We start from the raw sequence: 19,136 nt of genomic DNA, 5'->3' as shown, positions 1-19,136 counted from the left end.
TTTTACGACTTGTAATTTGAAACCTTTTGAGTGTCTTGTTCGTTTCATGATGTCAGCCTCCTTGGTACAATAAGTAGTATAATATTTATTACTCTTACTGTCCAAGTTCATTTAGGGGCTATAGAGGTAATTTCTTTTACGTTACCAATAGCAATAGCAAACTTCTGTTTAGTTTCAGATAGTTTGTTTATATCTTCTAAGAGAATAGTCAACACCTCTTCGTTACCACTTTGAGCTTCTGTAGACTCTAACACAATATCTTTAACAATTCTTTTTACTTGTTTTACTGTATTGATATTCATAGTTGGTGTTAATTTAGCTAGCTCTTTATATACTTCTGCGTAATTATCAGTACTAATAATTGATATAGGAAAAACTGAGAGTTTACCATCGTAAGATTTCGCTTCAAAAAGGTACTCTTTTTCTATTAGATTCTCTTCCCCTTCATTATACTCTACAAAATAAAAATGATTAATTAGACTTTTGATTTGTTCGGATGATAAACAACTTACTAAATCACTTAAGATCTGTTGCATATTGGGATCATCAATTGAGTAGCCTATAAAAATCACAGGATTTTCGCTAATTAAAGTTAAGAGCTTCGCAGTAAATAGTTTTGCATTATTCTTGAAGTTTTTATAATCATGCTCTGTAATAACTATGTTATTTGGGTCTGTAACACATCCATGAATCTTGTAAAGTTCACCTAGATCAAGAGAATTAGGATTAAATAATTGAGGTTGTCCAATGAAGATACTTTCTTTAGGTAAGTTAAACAACTGCTCTAATAAGGTATCATAATTAGTAGTAATAGCTGCTATTGTCTTGTTTTTTAAAGCTTTAAATAAAGAAACCTCTTCTTCTTTTTCTTTCATAACATTTAACCCTTGTAGAATTGTAGCAATACATTTTCTGAAAGGATTAACTCCTTCGTCTAGCCAATCCGGATACTTTTCAATTAAATCACTTTCATAAAAGAATTCATTAAATTCATTTTCAATCTCTGCCGCGACTTTTGCATTTATTTCACCATTAATTAAATTTCTATTCTCAGGCTTATTCTTTATTCGCGATTTTAGCCTTTTAAAATCCCGCTCGTTTTTACCTATAAACTGCAATGTTTTTATTAATAAGTTATCCCAATCAGGACTATCTAAATATCTTCTACTTAGGCCGGAGCCAATAAATATAACAGGCAATTTTTTACCTGATACTAAGTTTTTAAAAGACATAAATACACCTCCATTAGTAAATTATACTAAAAGTATAGCACATCACATATATCCAAGTGCGCCTTCCCGTTAATTGATCCCCTTCTATAAATATGTGTTGAAACAAAAACCCCACTTATGCATAATAGGAACAAAAGTTCTGTATAATAATTTTAGGGAGGTTATGAAATGAAACAAAATAAGCTAACACCAGGAACAAATTTAAGATGGGAGTCGTCTCGCTTTATGCTGCCTGAGCATATATCCGCTCTGCAACAATATAAATTTGAATCAAAAAAAGTTTCAAAACCTACACTCGACGAACAAGAATTACAAGAAATTGGTTACCTCATAATGGATTCAATAGATCAACAATACCCCTTAAGTATCACATATTGGCATGAAGGGTTTTATCAAACTGTCGTTGGCCACATCTCTAAAATAGATCAGCAACTTAAACAAATAAAAGTAGTTTTTGGTGATGACGATATTTATTATGTAAAGATTGACTGCTTAAAAAGCGCTAGTAAAATATAAACCTTACTCGGTCCTTTTGATTTAATGATTGAAAATAAGGCCATCAAAACGTATATTTACCATATAAATACTCTAAAGGGGGTTAACCATATTGGGAGTTATATCTTTCCTACTTTCTGTTGTTGGACTGATTACTGTATTAGTAGGAATCGTACTCTTTATAGTTAATTTGTTCAGGGATAGAGAAAAACGAGGAAAAAAACACAGAATCGTTCTGCTAAGCGGTGCTTCTGCTTTTATTATCGGTTTAATTGGATTCATCACATACTTAGTAAATAGCGACGACGTGGTACAACAAGAGGAAAATGATACTGAGGTAATAGCGCTAGAAACCACAGAAGAAGATGAGGAAGCTGAAGCTGCTGACGAAGAAGAGCCTGCCCCAAACAAAAAAGAATCTGATAAAGAATCTAATAAAGATTCTAAAAAACAAAAATCAGAAAAGAAGAAAGGGACAGTACTAGAGGATTCAAAGGACATTCTATATGACATTTTCAAATCTGGGGATGATCCGATCGATGAAACGATCGTAAGTATAGAATTTGATGAAAGTGACAATTCGCTGATGGCAACAGTTAAAGGAAAAGACGGCTGGTCTGACGAATCAATTGGCAGGGGTTTTTACGAAGATTCCACCATAGCCTATCGTCAGCTATCAAGCGATAAACGTATAGACGAAGTATGGATATCAATTACTTTTCCTATGCAAGACCAATACGGGAACATCGAGGAGGAAGCAGTGATGGAAACATGGATGTCCCGTGAAACAATGGATAAAATCAATTGGGATAATTTTAATTATGCTAATTTATTAGATGTAGTAGATGGACAAATGGTATATCCTCACTTTGTACAATAGGGTGATCAATAAAATACCGCCCCTACTCATCATAAGGGCGGTATTTTTTGCGGAGCTGCTCAAGCTCTTTTTTCTTTTGCTCAAGATCCTCACGCAGAAATAAACTGGAACCACGCGATTTTTTGATTGGTGTAATTTTCTTTGCGCGTATTAGTTCGCTCATACGCTGCCGCGAAACATCCAAAAACTCGCTAGCTTCACTAGTCATTAGGACTTCACGGCTAATAAACTCCAAAAGCTCCTCTTTCGAATCGAATTTGTACAACGTCAGTCACCCTTCATTAATAAGTTCCAGAGTGTAATGGAAGAAAGAACTATAGCTACTCCTAATAGAGCATAGTCTAGCCACGATCCAAAGTTCCAATCCATTACCACTAGACATAAAACAACCAAAGACCCGTTCAAAATCAGTTGGCCTCTCATATTTTTAAGTGGATTGTGGTATAATTTTTATGTGGGGAGGTTTCCCTCCCCCTAGGTATTACTTGCGACGTTTCCTTGACCGAGGACGTCGCTTTCTTTTAGCTTTCATTTCTTGGATGTTCTTCATTCCTGTGGTGACACCAGCAAAGATGCCTGATATGGAAGCTAAAAGAAGGACTAACTTTTCCCAATCCACTTTATCTCCCCCCTTTCTACTTTAATTATATCAAATCTCATGACAAATGTAAATAGATAAAAGAAGTTTTTTACTTCTTTTTTCGCTTACCTACAACAACCTCATCGATCTTACTACAAATCTCATGTTGCCATTCTACATCTTGTGTCACGCTTGCCAAGTAACTCAACTCATACAAACCTGTTAGCTTTTGTACATAGTACATATTAGCTTTGATGCACAAATCAAAATCATCATATTCCTGTTCTGTCAGTTCCCTCGATTTTTGAATGTGGGCCAGTTCAGCCAATCGTCGATGAAACGGCATTATTACTTGCATGTGTATCATCCTCCTTTTGATGATACAGTGTATGCCAGTTTGGTATAAATATTGCCTGTCCTATTCTAAATAAAATAAATCGTTGACTGTCATATTGAGTTTAGCGCTTATCTCTAGTGCTATTTTCAGAGTCGGCTGCCTTGCCTGCCGCTCGTAGCGGTTATATTGTTCTTGCCGCAATCCGAGTTTTTCGGCAAATTGCTTTTGATCCATCTCGTGTGCGTGGCGCATTGATTTGAGTTTGTTCTTTACCTCCATGTGATCACCTCTAAAATAAAGGTTCTCCCCTCTTTTGAATATTCCTTGAAAAAAGTTTTAGAAAACTCTTTACATATATAAAATCATATGTTATTATTTATATAACAAAGAAAACGGAGGGGAGAGGTAAATATATGTCGTATAGCATGCAGGATATTATCAATGCATATGAGCGCGCAAAAAAAGAACATGGATATATATCCAAAAATGATTATGATGTTTGGGCAAAGGAAAACGGTTTACCACGGTCTCCAACGCTTATTACCTATCTTAACGCCCATTGGTCGGACTTGTTTCCCAAGACAGACTCTCCACTACCTCACAATGTTGCACGGAGGGGGAAGCCAGTACCAAGGTATAAAAGAACAGATTATATCCAGGCATTAGTGGAAGCAATTGAGCATTTCGGCCATAGCAATTTTTCAGTTCAAGAGTATAACGGTTGGGCATCGTCAAACCGAAGACCATCCCACACCTCGATACTCGCGAACACACAAATGAAGTGGAACGAAGTAAAAGAGCGTGCCCGAAAGATAAGGTTGAGAGAAGAAGCAATGAAAAAAATCTACTCTCAAACCGAAGCGCTCGAATACTTAAAATGCTCAAAACTCACATTCGTCAAATATGCAGAGTTATATGAAATATATCCATTCAAAATCGTTGGGGGCGAAAGGGCAAGCATCAAACTTTATTGGCAAGATGACCTTGATATACTTGCCGAAAAGATGCCGAAACACGGGAATAGAAAAAATGATAAGGAGGACAACAATGAATAAAGAAGAAGTAAGGAAATGGATAAAAGAAAACTTGGTCATGCAGGACGAAGCAAAAGACATCACGGGTCAATCTGTACACGGCTTTAATCAGTCGGTGGCTACAGGAAAGATTGAGCCTTTTGTGGAGTTTGGAGCGGTGCGCAAAACAAGGCTGTACTTACGTGCAGACCTTGAAGAATACGCACGTAACAAAAAAACTTTTAAAAAACAAAATTAATTTTCATATAACTATTTACATGCTGTTATTTCTATGATATATTATAAATAACAGCAAGGGAAGACATAAAATAATCCAACAAGCCGGAGATACCGGATGAGGTGAAGGGATGGAGAAAAAATGATGGAAAAGATTTATGTAGTTTACAGTGACAATGTAGGATGCCCTGGTGAGGTAATATCTAGCGACCTCGCAATTGAAGCAGGGATCGACATGCAAGAAAAGGTAGAAGCGGAAAACGAGCAAGGATTACGCTATGCTCACTGGTACGAAGAAAAGGAAACAGAATACGGATTTGAGTATCATTACCTTAACACTACCAACGCTTAAATCGGGAGGGGCAAAGCCCCTCCCTATTAAATTAGATATTCAAAGAAGCAGACAAAACCCCCGCTCAATGAGCAGGGGCTTCGTGATAACCTATTATATAGTTACTATTTCAATCCACGCGTCCGTATCGGGCGCGACCTTGTTTAAAAGATAGCATATGATTTACAGTGAGTCAAGAGCCCCCGCAAAACGTGAGGGCTTTTTTCAACTAAGTAATGCCGCCCAAGTTTGAGGGCCGACAATCCCATCCACGGTCAACCTGTTTGCGCGCTGAAACGATCTTACAGCCGTCTCTGTTTTTCCGCCAAAGATGCCGTCAAATGGGCCAACATCATAGCCCTTGATGTACAGCAAAGCCTGTAATACACGAGTGAGGTTGCCGCGTGCCCCTGCTCTCACATTGACTAATGCCGCCCGTGTTCGTGGGCCAAAGATGCCATCAACGACAAGACCGCGCCCAAATTGTTTATTGAGCTCCGTTTGCAAAACTCGCACCAGACCTCTCATCGTCTGCGGTCCCGCGATCCCGTCAACCGCAATGCTGAATCCATAGCTGTTTACAAACTGTTGGATATTACGTACATATGGGTCACCACTTGGTTTAGCCTTAGAAGCACCAGATTGGGATTGTTTGTGTTCGTTGTTTGACTTACTAGCTTTTGTATTAAAATTGATGACTTGGCCAACTTTAAGTTTAGTTGGATCAACTCCAGGGTTGGCTTTAATCAAACCTTCCACTGTTACTCCAGTTGCGCTATTTTTATGGGCGATGCTCCAGAATGTATCTCCTTCTTGAATCGTGTACGTTGAAGGTACAGTGGCTGGAGGTTTTGTGTTGGTTTGATCAGACGGCGACTGTGCCTTAAATGCCTTTTTATAATCAAATGTGCAACACTGTTTCCAAGCGTATCCCGGAAATTCGTGGTGTGATTTGTCACTACTTCCGATCTTGTCGGCTACTAACGCCGAGTGTAAATCTGCAATTGACGCTAAGGTCGGTTGATCTAGCTGTTCAGTTCGATAGTCGCCTGCAACACAAATACCTAATGCAAATGAGTTGCTGTTACCAACATGATAAGTACGACGATCAATGTCATGGCAATATACAATTCTTGCCCGCTTACCGTTTGGTGTATTTACTATATTTTGTGGTTCGATCACAAACGTATAGCCAATACCAGGCCATCCTAAAGACCCCACATGATAATTTGCAAATCCGGCAGCGGTCGAACCTGCAGAATGTTTTTTAGTCAAAGAATGATGCCAAGCACGAACAGTGATAGGCTGTGTACGTTTTGAATAATTCCCCTTTTTTCTTAATCGGTTCCGTTGATCGGATAACTGTGAAAGTTTCTCGAATCTATATCCCATTACTCGATCTCCCCTTTCTTTAGACCAGCTTCCTCTAAAACTTTCTTTTGTTCATGCCCTTTTTTGCTGATATAGTTGTTTTTCCATGCAGCGTAAACTGCTAGAGCGGCAACAACAAAACTAGTAACCGCCTCTGTTAAATCCTCTGGCACATTTACCCCGAAATACGCCAATAGTGCAGCAATCAAACCGAAAAAACGCGCAATGCTTCCTGTATCAAACATCATTTTTAAACCAACTCCCTTTTTTCGTATTTATCCAAGCGTTTATGTGCTTGTTTTGCCGATTCTTCAACGCGCGTGACTCGTTCATTTAATAAAACCATGTGTTTTTCCGTTGCCTTTTGATCAATCCTTATCTCATCCACTCCTTTGCCGATATAGTCAAGTTGCGCCTTAATTTGGGCGTTTTGACTTGCACTCTGGCTACTATCCGTTTTAATCGATTTTGTGCGGTTAAACTGATAAGCCAAATAACTTATAACCAAACCACTTATAGCAACTAAAAGACCAATCTCGATAGACAAAACATCACCTACTTTCAACCAAAATAAAAAAGCCCTTACCGGACTTATTCTGAAGCCTTTTCTTTGAATTGTAATGACTCGCCAGACAACGGCGGCCCAGCAACAAGAGTTTCCAACTCTGTAAAAGTTTTTTGAGCACAATCTACAAGAAAAATATTCTTAATAACAACGCCTGGATGAAAGCCACTCATGACATTGCTACAAAAACGAATTGCGATTCTCTCTTGTTCTTCTTTCACAACCTTTTCCTTTCCATTTTCATCAATATAAATGAGCCAAACTTTCACTTTCTCTCCTCCCTTCTCTATTTAAAATCTTCACCGGTAATTTCCTTGTATTCATCAGCTGTGATTGCTCCCAACTGGACAAATTGCTTTAACTGATCCTTTCGGCACCAGTTTTTCAAAAAACGTTCTTTTAAGGTTTCAAACATTGGACTCATTTAGCTTCGCCTCCAGCATTAACACTTTTAGTTCTAAGTCAGTAATCGTTTGTCCTTGATGCATTGCAATAATCTCACTATCTGTCAGTGATTGACCAAGCTGTTCAACGGTATCAGGAAGCTGTTCCCTCCGATTCTTCTCTTGCGCCACTTCTGCTCTTTCATTTTCTTTCTCCGCTTTCGTCTTCCACTTCAGCTGGCTCAAGATTTGTTCACCTCCTCCCATTTGGGGAAAAGAACTGACTCAGGCGCATCAGATTGATAGAAATTGATGAGCTCCAGATACAAGGTGCCGTCCTCTCGGTATCCTTGTATAATCGGAAATGGGGGGTCCTCTAGAGAACCATCATCAGTAAAAGATGAAAGATCATACACCCCTTGTTGTTCGATTGTATTGCCATCTCCCGTGACCTGAAACTCGAACGAGTCATGACCAAATGTGTAATTGATTTGTTTGTCGCTACGTATAGGACTTAATTTAACGCGCACTATCTCCACCTCCCATATGCGCTCAAGTAACATCTGTTTAGGTTGGCAGAACTGGATACATCGGCATTAACACGCACACTCCATCTATCATAATCATCTCCATGGACACTCCAATTCCCCATTAAAGCTCTCCTTGCGGTAGCAACCGAAGAAGAAATTACGCCGTCAGCAAAATAAATCTCTACAAAAGAAGCTGGCATAGGATAGTGGGTCACTCCATCGGTATTTAATGATCCATCTGCAGGAATGCGGAAAAAGCATTCCTGCATGCCATTTGAATACCTAATATAGCTTCCGTTTACGTTTTCTCCTACTTCTATAACGTAAACATTCTCACTCCAAGGAGACCAAGTACCGTCATACCCATGTCGAGTGAAACACTGCCTGTTATTATAGGCGTGTCCTATCCTATAAAAATGTTGAGTCACTCTTAGATTATTAGTTTTTATTGTTTCAACTGTACCGCTAACAAAACCTACCCTGGGCATGTTCCATCCAGTACCAGAAACCATAAAAGCAGTAACTCCAACTGGATAAGAATTAGGACTAACTTCCATCCCCCATCGGTTGTTCCTCAATATGTTTGATATAACACCATTGTTTCCTTCTATTGGCGAGAACTCTGTATAGTCAGCTACATTTGACACTTCACTATCTCCAACAATAAAAGGGTTTACTCCTCTTCTATACCCATGAAAAACGACATTTTGATAGACTCCAAATTCTCGCGGAATCAGTAAAGCAATATGCTGTTGACCATCATAAGTTAGCGTAACCATACGAAGGTCATATATAGATCCGTTATCATAAACATTTTGCGTCCTTAAAGCTTGATATGATGCTCTATGGCTTCCAGAGTTGCCTTGTCCAAAAGAAACCATGATCATATCACTCGTATAGTTACTAGATCCATTTGTGCGTTGACCGAAAAACACCCCGTTCAGCCTTTTCGGAGTGTTGTTTAACGGAGCTAACACTAAATACTGTTGATTACCACCTTGGTCTGGAATCCCGACGATTTGATACACTGTATGAAACCCACCATCCGTTTGCCTTATAATCTGCCCATCGACGAATCCTCCCGTTCTAGGTAGACTAGCATTCTTGGCGTTTGTTTCGGCCTGATCTGCCTTTGTTTGCGCCCCCGCCGTAGTTTCTATTTCTGCCCAGCTAGTCCAACCGTGTTCGCTATGATAGATACGAAACCACATTCGAGTAAGTGTGCTAGGGTGAAAAAACAATTGAGTACATCTATGTTGCGTGACGTTATTTGTAATTAATGTACCGATACTAATAGGGTATCCTGAATTGCTAGGCACCTGAGTAACCGTAATTCCTGTCGGTAATTCATCATATGGTGTATTTGCTGGCCAACCAGTTGCTATACGGTTTACTTGGTGAGATGTCACCCCATGTGGATTATTTTTGTTATCTATATGATTTAATAAAGTGGTACCTACTGTTGTTATATTTTGATTTAGAGGGGCGGTACCTTTATCAACAGCTTGTTTTGTCCTCTGAGGAGTCATGTATTTTGTGTTTGATGTACCCGCCTCTGCTTCTGCTTGAGTTGCTATACCGTAATTCTCGACATTACCAAGACCAACATCTGCCTTAGTCGTTGCCCTTGCTCGAAGGTTAGTATAGTCGCCATCTGTGGCGGAAACCTCTTTCCATTCGGACCAACCTGCATCGTGGTGATAAACTCTGAAAAGCATCCTAACCCCTACGGTTTTACTATGAGAAAATAAAATTTGGTTACATCTAAACTCTGAAACATTATTAGTTATCAATGTTCCGTTACTGAGAGGATAACCAGAACTAGTAGGAATCTGTGTAACTGTCATACCTTTAGGTAATTGATCATATGGTGTATCTGCTGCCCAACCTATCGTTTTTAAGTTCACCTGTTCGGACGTCACATCATGGGGATTATTCGTGTTATTTTTATGAGCGTCGAACTCCTCTTTTGTCGCTTGCTTCAAGTTATCTACATTCCCCAATCCCACTTGAGATTTTGTTACTCCATGGGGATTGGCCTTGTCATTTTTATGTGCATCAAACTCTTGCTTGGATGCTTGTCTTACATTATCAACGCTCCCAAGACCGACTTGTGCTTTCGTTACCCTATGGGGGTTATTGGTTTGCAATTTGTGGTTATTTATATCGTCGTTTGCGTCTTTAATACCCTTCTCTATCCGGTTTAAATCGTCCTCAGTTATGGGGTCATCTGGCAACCAATTTGTTTTTGGATTATAGTCTGCCATCAGCTTGTCACCTCAAATTCAAATCTAAAATCTAGTGATCGGTTTGCACTTACATCGAGGTTGGAAAAACGCTCTGTAATCACTCCACCTTGTTCATCGTAGAGGGCAATATGTTCTGCTTTTTTTTGGTCCTCAACTCTACCTGTCATCACCGTTATTATTGTCCCTCCTCTCTCCTTGGATACAATTGGCACCTCTTGACCATTCAACTTTGCGGATGTTATACGTTCTAGCAAATCTTGAGCGACTCGTTCTAAATATTGCTGATTCATCTCAGCACCACCTCGTTATTATCAAGAGTTACGGAGAGTCCTACCCGTAATTCCCTGACACGTCTATACCGACGAAGATTAAGGGTGACGGTATTCTTGATACGTATACGCTCGTTAAGCGCTGGCCGCAAAACGTAGGCCAAATGTGCCGGCTTCATATTTTCAAGTGTCTCGACAATAAGTCGGACATGCTGCAAGTCATCAATATCAACATCTACGCTAAATTTGTAATGTCCTTCCATTAAACGCACTTGAGCAGATGGATTCTTCAAAAACCTATTTACTGCCCGTTCTAGTGCACGGTAATTGGCTGGGGGAATGTTAGATATCTTATTAATCAGTCGAGCTCTTCGCATCTCTAAATTGTCACTAGACTCCCGTTCAACATTAAGAAGTTTTTCCCAACGTTCCAGTCCCCATGTTGCCGTTGTTATAAAAAGTTGATCAGTTACATCAAAAATGAGTTGTTGCTGGTCTTCCATTTCTTTTGCTTCAGTTGAGAGTATTTCTTGCATTTCTCGCAACCTAGCAAAAAACAGTGGCAAGTAATCACTCATTTCCTCAAACTTGCTCATTGAGTATCACCGCCCCTAACTTCGGAAGCTCTTCATCTGAAAGTTCTAAGCTTTCGGGTTGCCCATTGATGAGGACATTCGAATAATCCAATACAGAGTTAGCATTAAAGAGAATATTGTTAATCAGCCCCAATCTAATAACGTTCTCCTCAAACGCAATTTCTTTAAATAATCGCTCAATCGAACCCCTAACCTCTTCTTCACAGTCCGCGATCGTGAAGCCAGATGAAGGGGTGACATCTGCAGAAATATTAATTTCTGACCAAACAGCACTCTCTACTGTTAAAGTACAACCGATCGGGGCTTGGCCTTCGCCTTGTCCAGGGGTAGGATCAATGTAATCTTGTACTTCTTGGATTAATTCAGTCGTGGCCGGCTGCATTTGTGCATCCGTAATAACTACTTTGACAGTTCCTTCTCCTGCCCATAAAGGAAACACCTTTGCTCTCCCTACGCCAGGAACTTCTTCGGCCCACTGTTTGTAATGTGCCTTATTAGCACTCACAGCTTCACGGCGCACACGGACGAGGTAACGTTGGTAGAAAGATTGATCATCTTCTTCATCTCGCCCTGGTATGAGCCTTTCCCCCATCCTTGCCTCCGTTAATCCTGGTATGGTATCAAGTGGTTGGAGCTCTCTCCCTGTTAAATTGGCATTTCCTTCTTCTCCCGGTGTTTCGCACTCCAATAAATTGTTGGAGCGGGCAACAAAATAAAGCGGCTCCACGTAAAAACGTGAGCCGACAGGAACTTGAATATTAAAAATCCCTTGCCAAACAGCAGGGGTAGCCTGATGCCGAACAATCCCAAACTCTGCGGCCCGACGATCAAGAAATTCCCCTTGTGCCGTATCAGCGAAAACTAGATTAAAACTAGATTCAAGCCACGTGTAGGCTTGAGCTAATTCGGCAGCTGCAGGAGCCAACGCGTTCCAAATGACGCTGTTCTCTCTTTTATCAATGTCGGCAGGAACACGATCGAGCATACGTTCCATGATCTCTTCAAATGTCTGGGACTGCAGGAGTTCCATGACCTCGTTATAGGTCAATCCACTAAGTTGCGGCATTTAACATCTCCTCCATTTCAAGAGTCCCCTCCTCTGACTCAATCACAAATGAAACATGAAAGGCGTCTCCTTGTTTTTCTATTTCAATGTCAGTTACCGCTTCAATTCGATCGTCATATTCAAGGGCTTCGGTGAGCAACCTTGGAATCTCCATTTCCTTGTAAGCATCAGTTGTTTCTGGATCCGACAGAAGCTCCTGCAGCTCGCTCCCCACATCATGAGAATAAATAGGATAAGCGTACCGTTCTGTCCTCAAGGCTATATGAGCAAACTGTTCAATTGCTCTCAGACCGTCAACACGTTGATTTAGGATTCGGCCACTCTCGAAATCAATCAACCATGTGCTAGAGGTCTCTATCTCTTCATCCAGATTGTCCTCTTCTTCTTCAAATTGCACTTCTGGTGATAGCAACATCATCACCCCCTAGATTTTATCCATAATGTAAAAAGACTGCCCTCCCGTAAAGGATGCAGCCATCACGTTATCGCCAACTTGTAAGGGATCATCGCCACTTTGTCGCAAGCGCTTGGGAATTGTAAAAAGCTCACCTGGTATGTCCAGTTTGCTGTTGGACGCCAGTCGGATGACAAGAGGACTAATCGATCGAATCGATCCCTCAATCAGTTGTACCGGCTGCATCGCCTCCTGAGTTTGTGCAGCGAGTAGACGTAATTCCTCCGCAAGTCCCATTATGACACCTCCGGAATCCTATTGTTACGAACTAAGTCAAGCGTCATTTTGTGAGTATTACCTTGAAAAGTGTGGGAGTCAGAGTCCACCCAATAGTTACGATTGATACCCACGTCCTTAATGATTACCCGCACTGGCAAGCCACTTGTTACATCTGGAATCCCAATCGCTTGGACACCGTTTAACTTGCGCTGTACACCCTTGAGTTCTTTTTGCTTGTTATCAGCCCTGCGTTTCAGCTGGGCTTGGTTAAGGTCGTCCGTTACCGTTTCCGTATATTGCAGCACCCCGAATTTCCTTGCACCGTCATTGTCCCGAGCTGTTGCAGTATAGGTCTTGTCGTTTTTCTGCATTTTCATTTTTACTCGAGTGGCCGTTTCTTCGATGCTCGTGCTGTATTCATACGAAATAAGGTTTACGCCTTTCTCTATGACATAAACCTCACTCGGATCTGGCCAAGCTCGTAATCCCAGCTTTCCCTTTGTTGAGTAAAGTTGATAATTACGGCCATTGTTAGCACGAGTGCGTTTGAGCGCTTTAAGAATAATGTCGTATAACGTCGTCTCCTGAGTCACTAAAAGAGATTTAAAGGTTACTCCTGTATTGACAATGGTGGTCGTTGGGATCTGAAAATCATTGCATATACGACGTACAATCTGATCCGCTCGTTGATTGCTAAAAGCATAAACATCCTTATTTCTTACGAGATAGGTCAACATGTCATATGCTTCAAAAAAGAGCGTGTTGTCTCGAGGGATTCGACTAAATACCGTTCCACGGAACAACTCCTTGCCCTTCCACTTAAAAAGAACCGTGTCGCCCTCTTCCAGGGTGTAATAGCGTTGATTCCCTTGCTTAGTGACAATGGTGGCTTGGAGTTTCCTTGGAGCTTGATATCTCTTCCCTTCCCATGTCACTTGTCCTTCAACAACCAGTTCCAGACGCTCGGTGGGTTTAACACACCAAATCTCTATCATGCCTCATCACCTCACGCTGGTATTTTCAGGACTTGGCCTGGATAGATCCAGTGACCCGGTTGTCGATTGTTTCGCTTATCTCTCTTGATCAGCATGCTTTTGTTTGCATTCCAGATCTTACGCCAGTCCGTATTTTTACCGTACACCTTTCCGGCAATGGCCCAAAGCGTATCTCCCTTTTTTACTTTCCATGTACGCGGTGCTGGCTTAGAAGGGCGCTTTTTCTGTACGGGCTTTTTCACTTTGATTTTTCGCGGTGACGCTGTTTTATACTCTTTGAGTTGCATAGTATAGTCACGATCTCCAACACCGCTTGCTCCCTCACTGTACGTAAACTCCTCAAGGCTACACAGGAAATTAATTTTTGTACCAGTCACGATTAATCTGACCGGTTGCTTTTTGTTACGCCATTTCATGAGTGTAGCTATGGCTGTTTCGGGCTTAGGAATAGACCTATATTCACAAAGTGGAGTATGTCTTCTCGGGAAAAAGGACGCAAAGGAGATTTCCCTTGCGCCCGGTTCCTCTATAAATATTAGCTCGCCAAGACCGCTAACCTTGACGGATTCATTTTGCATGGCTCCGCCAATTTCAATTTTCTCCGGTAGTACGGGGAGCCTTAGTTTTTGTTTACCCTGAGACAACCAAAATTCATAGACACTTTTCGGCATCTAATACACCTCACTTGCGCCATTCTGACGTGCTTCACGTATTGCATTTGTTAAGCGTTGTTCCATTTCTCTAAACCATGCCTCTTTATCGGTGTCATCATAAAAATGTTGATCCCCTTGAATGATCAGTTGCACGCTCGGTTCGGACGCAACCACCACTTTGCTGTTAGTTGTCGGTCTTGTAGCAACCTGAACCGTATCAGTGTCTACAGTCTCGCCGGCTCCTTGATCCACAACCGACATGCCAAGATCGGCAGCCGCTTGATGGAGCAAGTATCTGCCACGGATGCCGCGCTCAGCTGGAATAATCCACTCACGCTTGTTCCCTTCACCTACACGAGCGATTTGATCCTTGGTGATCAGTCCGCCGTTAGCATAGCCGCGATATGCTCCACCTCGGGCCATGCTGCGAATACCAGGTACATTAAACACATTGCCATAACGCGATTCAATATACCTGATCGCGGCAACAGCATTGTGAATCGGGTTGTAGATATCGTTCATCCCCGGCATTTTGTAGGCGTTGAAGGTAGGATCAATGGTCTGCATTAACCCCTTACTCGGAATACCACGCTTGGCGTTGATATCCCACAAGTTTATGGCTCTAGGGTTTCCGCCCGACTCTTTTTGTGCAATTATGGTTAATGGTCCTAACCACGAAGATGGGACACCGGTGATCATCATGGCCGCTTGAATCCACTGTGATATGTTCCCACCAACAGCTCCTAATCCTGAGAATGCTGCTGCAAGAGAGCCTGCCTGTTTCTCAGCAAATTTCTTGATGTCAACAGCTCCGAGACCTTTTACGATACCTAGCGAAGCAAATCGACCAAGTTCCATCATGACGCGTGAAGGGGAGTGAATACCAAGCTCTTCTTTAAACGTCTTCTCAACTTGTTTGGCCAAGTATTTTGCAGCTTCCGTCACTTGACTAGATTGAGAACGCATTCCAGTGACAAATTCACTCGCGGTGCCTGCGCCCCATCCTCTTCCTTTGCCTTTCGTTTCATCGAAAGGCGTATGGACATTGGACACAAGATAAGGTCTTGTTCCTGTAGAGGTAGAATCTTGACCAGAACGGAATCCTGTGACTGTGCCAGAACCCCATTGAGACGCTCCGCCTTGGATAACGCGGAATGGAGATCGGACCTGTCTGTCTAGATAAGCATCCGTTTTGGTCGGTGTTGCATTTTGACCAGTTGAAAACGACCTGACCGTACTAGAGCCAAATCCGACAGCTTCTTTGACCACACCTTGCATTGGAGTTTCAATGTTGTTCTTTCTCCAATTGTTGATAGGTACGACCGTGTCATTGATACCCGACGCAACTGCAGCTGTGATTGATTCTCCATACTGCTTTGCTTCTTTTGTTGCACCTTGCATATATACTGATCCAACACTTACAGATGCTTGAACCGGTTGGGATTTAGGCATTTTTACAGAGCCACCAACTAAGCCGCCATTAGCATACGGTCGAACTCCGAGGGCTGCACCTGCTTTTTGATAGAGATCGAGAGCGCGGCCTCGGCGATTCGATGAAAGTGGAATGATAACCTCTGGTCCTGCCTCACCGACCAATCCAAGGTGTGGACGGTTGATAAAGCCGCCATTGGCATATGGGGTTTCTGATCCTCGTTGAGCAACACCGCTACCGCTTCCTCTTGCAGCTGTCTGCCCGCTTTGACGACCACTGTTGAAGCTACTTTTTACACCATCCCACCAATCAGTGAGACCTTCGAGCTGCTTCCTTCCCCAACCAATGACATCATTCCATTTTCCTTTCCACCACTCTTTGTTAAAAATGATCTCATCAATTCTTGTTGTTACGGACTCCCATACAGCCTGAGCTTCATCCCATTTTTGCTGAGCCCACGCCTTGGTATCGTCCCATTTTTGACCCCACCATTCTTTGTTAAAGATGGTCTCATCAATTCTTGTTGTTACGGACTCCCATACAGCCTGAGCTTCATCCCATTTTTGCTGAGCCCATGCTTTGGCATCTGTCCATTTTTGGCTCCACCATTCCTTGTTAAATATCGTTTCGTCAATTTTCTGGGTTACTGAGTCCCATACTGCGACGGCTTGATCCCATTTTTCTTGCGCCCATGCTTTGGTGTCCTCCCATTTCTGGCCCCACCACTCTTTGTTGAAAATGGTTTCGTTGATAGATGTCACTGTTTTTTCAAGCCATGAACCTTCATATAGGTTACTAGCCCACTCACCGGCATCGGTCCACTTCTGACTCCACCATTCTCCGCTAAACACGGTCGATTCAAGATAACCGTACATATAGCCGGCTTGTTCAGCCCACCAACTAGCGTTTAATAGTTTGTTATCAACAAAGTCCGTAACACCATCCCATTTTTGACTCCACCAATCACCGCTAAAGAGAGTATCGTCGATAGCGGTTATAGTGTCTTGTAGCCAAGAGCCTTCATATAGGTTTTTAGCGTAGTCAGTGACGCTATTCCATTTCTCGCGCCACCATTCTCCGTTGAAAAGGGTATCCGAGATTTTTTCTAGTATCCCGCTGTTCTGTATCCATTCGCCGATCTTTTCGCCACCGAATGCACCAGCGATACCCCCGACGATACCGCCTATGGTTGTGCCTACACCCGGAAAAATACTACCGACTGCAGCACCAGCTGCAGCTCCTCCACCTATGCCTCCGAGCAATCCCCCAAGATTTGCGCCAAGGCGATCTCGGTCTCCTCCTATCAAAGCGCTCCCCGCTAAGAGAGGACCTAGATATGGCACCCTACGTCCTGCTTTTTTGAGCCAACTCGGGAATTTACCTCCTGGAATGAAAGGTGAGCGTCCAGTCCGTGGTGATCCTGCTGGTGAGCTATTTCCTCCTCGGCCACCAGCTGAGCCTCCTTTGGGGCCACCTCCTCTTTTACCCCCAAATAATCCCCCTAACTGTTTGCCACGATCAAAGATCCATTTACCTACTTTATAAAGAGTTCCAAAACCTTTAATCAATGGAGCTAAGACCAACGAAGCAAGCGACGTTGCAATCAGAGTGGAAATCCCCGCGCCTGCGAAATTATCGGTAGAAGGATTTTTGAAAGCCTCCACCCACATGCTACCGATGCTTTTTATCCCTTCTTTTACACCCCAAACAATTCCATCAAATATAGCGCTTCCTACATCCTTAGCTACGTCAGTTAGCCAAGGGCGCCCGGTGCGATCCCACCATGCACCCAAATCATCCATGATAAACTTTATTTTTCCTTTAAAATCCAAACTCATAAAATCTTCATTGTCTAGGTATCTTGATCTTACCCAATTAAAACCTTTTTCCAAGTGAGAAAAAATCCACTCAGAGGCCTCTTCTCCGTGACGCCAAACAACATCCTTCCACCGTTCCCATGTCTCTTGGTTCTCATCCAACCATTCATTAATTGCGTCAAGTCTAGGTTTCATAGGACCAAGTAATCCATCTCCAAAGGTTCGTAGCAAAGAGGCGCGATAACCTTGAAGGGTTGAAAGGACACCATGGGCAGTTTCGGACAACTTTTCAGCACCATCTAAGAATTTTCCTTCAACCATTTCAGTAAAGCCGTCCCATCCACCCATGGCTTTAAAATCTTCTTGTGTCACATTCACTCTGAATCCTTTCATCATTTCAAAATTTCCCATTTTAGCAGAACTTAAAGCCATCATTGCTTCCTCCACAGTCCGTCCCGGTGTCATTGCCGCCATGTCAGCAGCAATCTTTAAATAACGCTGTGCGCCATTAATATCGCCTCCAGACAAACTGACTCCCTCAACTAACGCCGGGAACAAATCAGGGGAGCTAAAAGGAGTACTGTCTGCGAATTTGCCCATCCATTTGATTAATTCATCAGCTGCTTTTTTGTCCCCTCCTAGCCAGTGCTCCATGGAAACTCGATATTGTTCAAAGGTCATAGCAGCACCAATTGTGGAGTCCGTCAGTTTATTGACCCCCACCATGGCAAGGGTGACAGTAATTAAAGTTGGTATAGAGAACAACGCTCTTTTTACTGAGCCTATCACCCCGGAAGCAGTATCAATAGCACGGATTGTGAAATCTCTATACTTTGGGATTGCCGTCCCAGCGTATGAAGCAATTCGTCCAACTGTTTTGGATGCAATGTCGATGGCTCTGACAGAGAAATTATAACCTTTTGATAGTTGCCTTTTTGCATAGTTAGCAATTCGATGCATTACAGGTGTCGCTTTATCATTAGCCTGAATCGTATATTCATGACCTTTCCCTAGCTTGCGACGAATATTATCTTGAATGCGCTTTGCCCGAATTGTCACTCGATCATCTGCTAGGAACGATATCTCCATTGATTCTGGAAGATGTCTCTTAAGCTTAATCCCTGTCGATTTCACCGTTTTTTCAAACCGTTTAGCATCCGCAAGAAGCAGTGTTTCATGCTTTTGAAAGTTTCGATTAGTTAAGCGCTTTTCGACACGCCGAAGCGTAGGGGACACACCATCTTTTGCTTTCATCTCAATTAAACCTAAGCGTTTAGCAAGTCTATCGGTATCCTCTAGCCTTTTCAACATACGTCTAAGTTTTTTTGATATTAGATCTTCTAAATCGAATTTTGCTGTGAATTTTGCCAACTTTTCCCCCTCCCTTCTCACTATTTATGTTTTTTTCTTTCAATCTCTTCTCTTTCTTTTA

At 42.1% G+C, this 19,136-nt stretch carries 26 protein-coding genes; 5 read left to right on the top strand and 21 right to left on the bottom strand.

Going from position 1 to position 19,136, the window contains the following annotated elements:
• Positions 1-107: 107 nt before the first annotated feature.
• The gene (locus E2L07_RS05870; protein WP_134229106.1) at positions 108-1,232 is read right to left on the bottom strand and encodes an SIR2 family protein; all 1,125 of its coding nucleotides are present in this window, start codon (positions 1,230-1,232) and stop codon (positions 108-110) included.
• 168 nt (positions 1,233-1,400) lie between these two features.
• Here E2L07_RS05870 and E2L07_RS05865 point away from each other — a divergent pair, with 168 nt between their 5' ends.
• The gene (locus tag E2L07_RS05865) at positions 1,401-1,748 is read left to right on the top strand and encodes a YolD-like family protein (RefSeq protein ID WP_243854919.1); all 348 of its coding nucleotides are present in this window, start codon (positions 1,401-1,403) and stop codon (positions 1,746-1,748) included.
• A 91-nt stretch (positions 1,749-1,839) separates the two neighbouring features.
• Positions 1,840-2,607: a DUF308 domain-containing protein gene (locus tag E2L07_RS05860; protein ID WP_134229105.1), complete on the top strand. Its 768-nt coding sequence runs from the start codon at positions 1,840-1,842 to the stop codon at positions 2,605-2,607.
• A 22-nt stretch (positions 2,608-2,629) separates the two neighbouring features.
• On the opposite strand, the gene E2L07_RS05855 is transcribed toward E2L07_RS05860, so the two are convergent.
• From E2L07_RS05855 to E2L07_RS05845, 4 genes are all read right to left on the bottom strand, one after another.
• On the bottom strand, positions 2,630-2,815 hold the full coding sequence (locus tag E2L07_RS05855; protein WP_134229112.1) for a helix-turn-helix domain-containing protein: 186 nt from the start codon (positions 2,813-2,815) through the stop codon (positions 2,630-2,632).
• Between the two features lie 273 nt (positions 2,816-3,088).
• Complete coding sequence (locus E2L07_RS20755) at positions 3,089-3,226, bottom strand: hypothetical protein (protein ID WP_166740027.1); 138 nt, start codon at positions 3,224-3,226, stop codon at positions 3,089-3,091.
• Between the two features lie 70 nt (positions 3,227-3,296).
• On the bottom strand, positions 3,297-3,545 hold the full coding sequence (locus tag E2L07_RS05850) for a DUF7667 family protein (RefSeq protein WP_243854918.1): 249 nt from the start codon (positions 3,543-3,545) through the stop codon (positions 3,297-3,299).
• A gap of 60 nt (positions 3,546-3,605) precedes the next feature.
• The gene (locus tag E2L07_RS05845; RefSeq protein ID WP_134229104.1) at positions 3,606-3,803 is read right to left on the bottom strand and encodes a helix-turn-helix transcriptional regulator; all 198 of its coding nucleotides are present in this window, start codon (positions 3,801-3,803) and stop codon (positions 3,606-3,608) included.
• A 134-nt stretch (positions 3,804-3,937) separates the two neighbouring features.
• Between E2L07_RS05845 and E2L07_RS05840 the strand changes: the two genes are divergently transcribed.
• The 3 genes from E2L07_RS05840 to E2L07_RS05830 all read left to right on the top strand — a co-directional run bounded on the left by E2L07_RS05840 (position 3,938) and on the right by E2L07_RS05830 (position 5,126).
• Positions 3,938-4,579 carry a hypothetical protein gene (locus tag E2L07_RS05840; protein WP_134229103.1) on the top strand — a complete coding sequence of 214 codons (642 nt, stop codon included), beginning with the start codon at positions 3,938-3,940 and terminating at the stop codon, positions 4,577-4,579.
• Positions 4,572-4,796, top strand: a complete 225-nt coding sequence (locus E2L07_RS05835) for a hypothetical protein (protein WP_134229102.1) — start codon at positions 4,572-4,574, stop codon at positions 4,794-4,796. The genes E2L07_RS05840 and E2L07_RS05835 overlap by 8 nt, the downstream gene beginning before the upstream one ends.
• Before the next feature lie 123 nt (positions 4,797-4,919).
• Positions 4,920-5,126 (top strand): hypothetical protein, encoded by a 207-nt coding sequence (locus tag E2L07_RS05830; RefSeq protein ID WP_134229101.1) that lies wholly within the window; start codon positions 4,920-4,922, stop codon positions 5,124-5,126.
• 204 nt (positions 5,127-5,330) lie between these two features.
• On the opposite strand, the gene E2L07_RS05825 is transcribed toward E2L07_RS05830, so the two are convergent.
• Genes E2L07_RS05825 through E2L07_RS05750 form a run of 16 tightly spaced genes read right to left on the bottom strand, consistent with a single transcriptional unit; the run spans position 5,331 to position 19,075 of the window.
• On the bottom strand, positions 5,331-6,497 hold the full coding sequence (locus tag E2L07_RS05825) for a peptidoglycan-binding protein (RefSeq protein WP_134229100.1): 1,167 nt from the start codon (positions 6,495-6,497) through the stop codon (positions 5,331-5,333).
• A complete protein-coding gene (locus E2L07_RS05820) occupies positions 6,497-6,724 on the bottom strand; it encodes a phage holin (RefSeq protein WP_134229099.1) in 228 nt (75 codons plus the stop codon). The genes E2L07_RS05825 and E2L07_RS05820 overlap by 1 nt, the downstream gene beginning before the upstream one ends.
• Before the next feature lie 2 nt (positions 6,725-6,726).
• Positions 6,727-7,023: a hypothetical protein gene (locus E2L07_RS05815; RefSeq protein ID WP_134229098.1), complete on the bottom strand. Its 297-nt coding sequence runs from the start codon at positions 7,021-7,023 to the stop codon at positions 6,727-6,729.
• A 44-nt stretch (positions 7,024-7,067) separates the two neighbouring features.
• Positions 7,068-7,310 carry a hypothetical protein gene (locus E2L07_RS05810; RefSeq protein ID WP_134229097.1) on the bottom strand — a complete coding sequence of 81 codons (243 nt, stop codon included), beginning with the start codon at positions 7,308-7,310 and terminating at the stop codon, positions 7,068-7,070.
• Positions 7,311-7,327: 17 nt separating this feature from the next.
• The gene (locus E2L07_RS05805; RefSeq protein ID WP_208401984.1) at positions 7,328-7,465 is read right to left on the bottom strand and encodes an XkdX family protein; all 138 of its coding nucleotides are present in this window, start codon (positions 7,463-7,465) and stop codon (positions 7,328-7,330) included.
• On the bottom strand, positions 7,449-7,670 hold the full coding sequence (locus E2L07_RS05800; RefSeq protein WP_134229096.1) for a hypothetical protein: 222 nt from the start codon (positions 7,668-7,670) through the stop codon (positions 7,449-7,451). The genes E2L07_RS05805 and E2L07_RS05800 overlap by 17 nt, the downstream gene beginning before the upstream one ends.
• The gene (locus tag E2L07_RS05795; protein WP_134229095.1) at positions 7,667-7,954 is read right to left on the bottom strand and encodes a hypothetical protein; all 288 of its coding nucleotides are present in this window, start codon (positions 7,952-7,954) and stop codon (positions 7,667-7,669) included. The genes E2L07_RS05800 and E2L07_RS05795 overlap by 4 nt, the downstream gene beginning before the upstream one ends.
• A complete protein-coding gene (locus tag E2L07_RS05790; RefSeq protein ID WP_134229094.1) occupies positions 7,954-10,221 on the bottom strand; it encodes a pyocin knob domain-containing protein in 2,268 nt (755 codons plus the stop codon). The genes E2L07_RS05795 and E2L07_RS05790 overlap by 1 nt, the downstream gene beginning before the upstream one ends.
• Positions 10,221-10,493, bottom strand: coding sequence for a hypothetical protein (locus tag E2L07_RS05785; protein ID WP_134229093.1), 273 nt, complete (start codon positions 10,491-10,493; stop codon positions 10,221-10,223). Before E2L07_RS05785 ends, E2L07_RS05790 begins: the two co-directional genes overlap by 1 nt.
• Entirely contained in the window at positions 10,490-11,068 is a 579-nt protein-coding gene (locus tag E2L07_RS05780; protein WP_134229092.1) for a putative phage tail protein, read from the bottom strand. The genes E2L07_RS05785 and E2L07_RS05780 overlap by 4 nt, the downstream gene beginning before the upstream one ends.
• Complete coding sequence (locus tag E2L07_RS05775) at positions 11,055-12,134, bottom strand: baseplate J/gp47 family protein (RefSeq protein WP_243854917.1); 1,080 nt, start codon at positions 12,132-12,134, stop codon at positions 11,055-11,057. Before E2L07_RS05775 ends, E2L07_RS05780 begins: the two co-directional genes overlap by 14 nt.
• A complete protein-coding gene (locus tag E2L07_RS05770; RefSeq protein WP_134229108.1) occupies positions 12,121-12,549 on the bottom strand; it encodes a DUF2634 domain-containing protein in 429 nt (142 codons plus the stop codon). Before E2L07_RS05770 ends, E2L07_RS05775 begins: the two co-directional genes overlap by 14 nt.
• A 9-nt stretch (positions 12,550-12,558) precedes the next feature.
• Positions 12,559-12,774 carry a phage portal protein gene (locus E2L07_RS05765; RefSeq protein WP_134229091.1) on the bottom strand — a complete coding sequence of 72 codons (216 nt, stop codon included), beginning with the start codon at positions 12,772-12,774 and terminating at the stop codon, positions 12,559-12,561.
• A gap of 50 nt (positions 12,775-12,824) precedes the next feature.
• Positions 12,825-13,802, bottom strand: coding sequence for an XkdQ/YqbQ family protein (locus E2L07_RS05760; protein WP_134229090.1), 978 nt, complete (start codon positions 13,800-13,802; stop codon positions 12,825-12,827).
• 11 nt (positions 13,803-13,813) lie between these two features.
• A complete protein-coding gene (locus E2L07_RS05755; protein ID WP_134229089.1) occupies positions 13,814-14,473 on the bottom strand; it encodes a LysM peptidoglycan-binding domain-containing protein in 660 nt (219 codons plus the stop codon).
• Positions 14,474-19,075, bottom strand: coding sequence for a transglycosylase SLT domain-containing protein (locus tag E2L07_RS05750; RefSeq protein WP_134229088.1), 4,602 nt, complete (start codon positions 19,073-19,075; stop codon positions 14,474-14,476).
• Positions 19,076-19,136: the final 61 nt, after the last annotated feature.

The organism is Halalkalibacterium halodurans (genome assembly GCF_004376175.1).
GTDB classification, from domain to species: domain Bacteria; phylum Bacillota; class Bacilli; order Bacillales; family Bacillaceae_D; genus Halalkalibacterium; species Halalkalibacterium halodurans.
The sequence above is the reverse complement of the archived record's forward strand: the minus strand, read 5'-3'. Positions and strand labels throughout refer to the sequence as shown.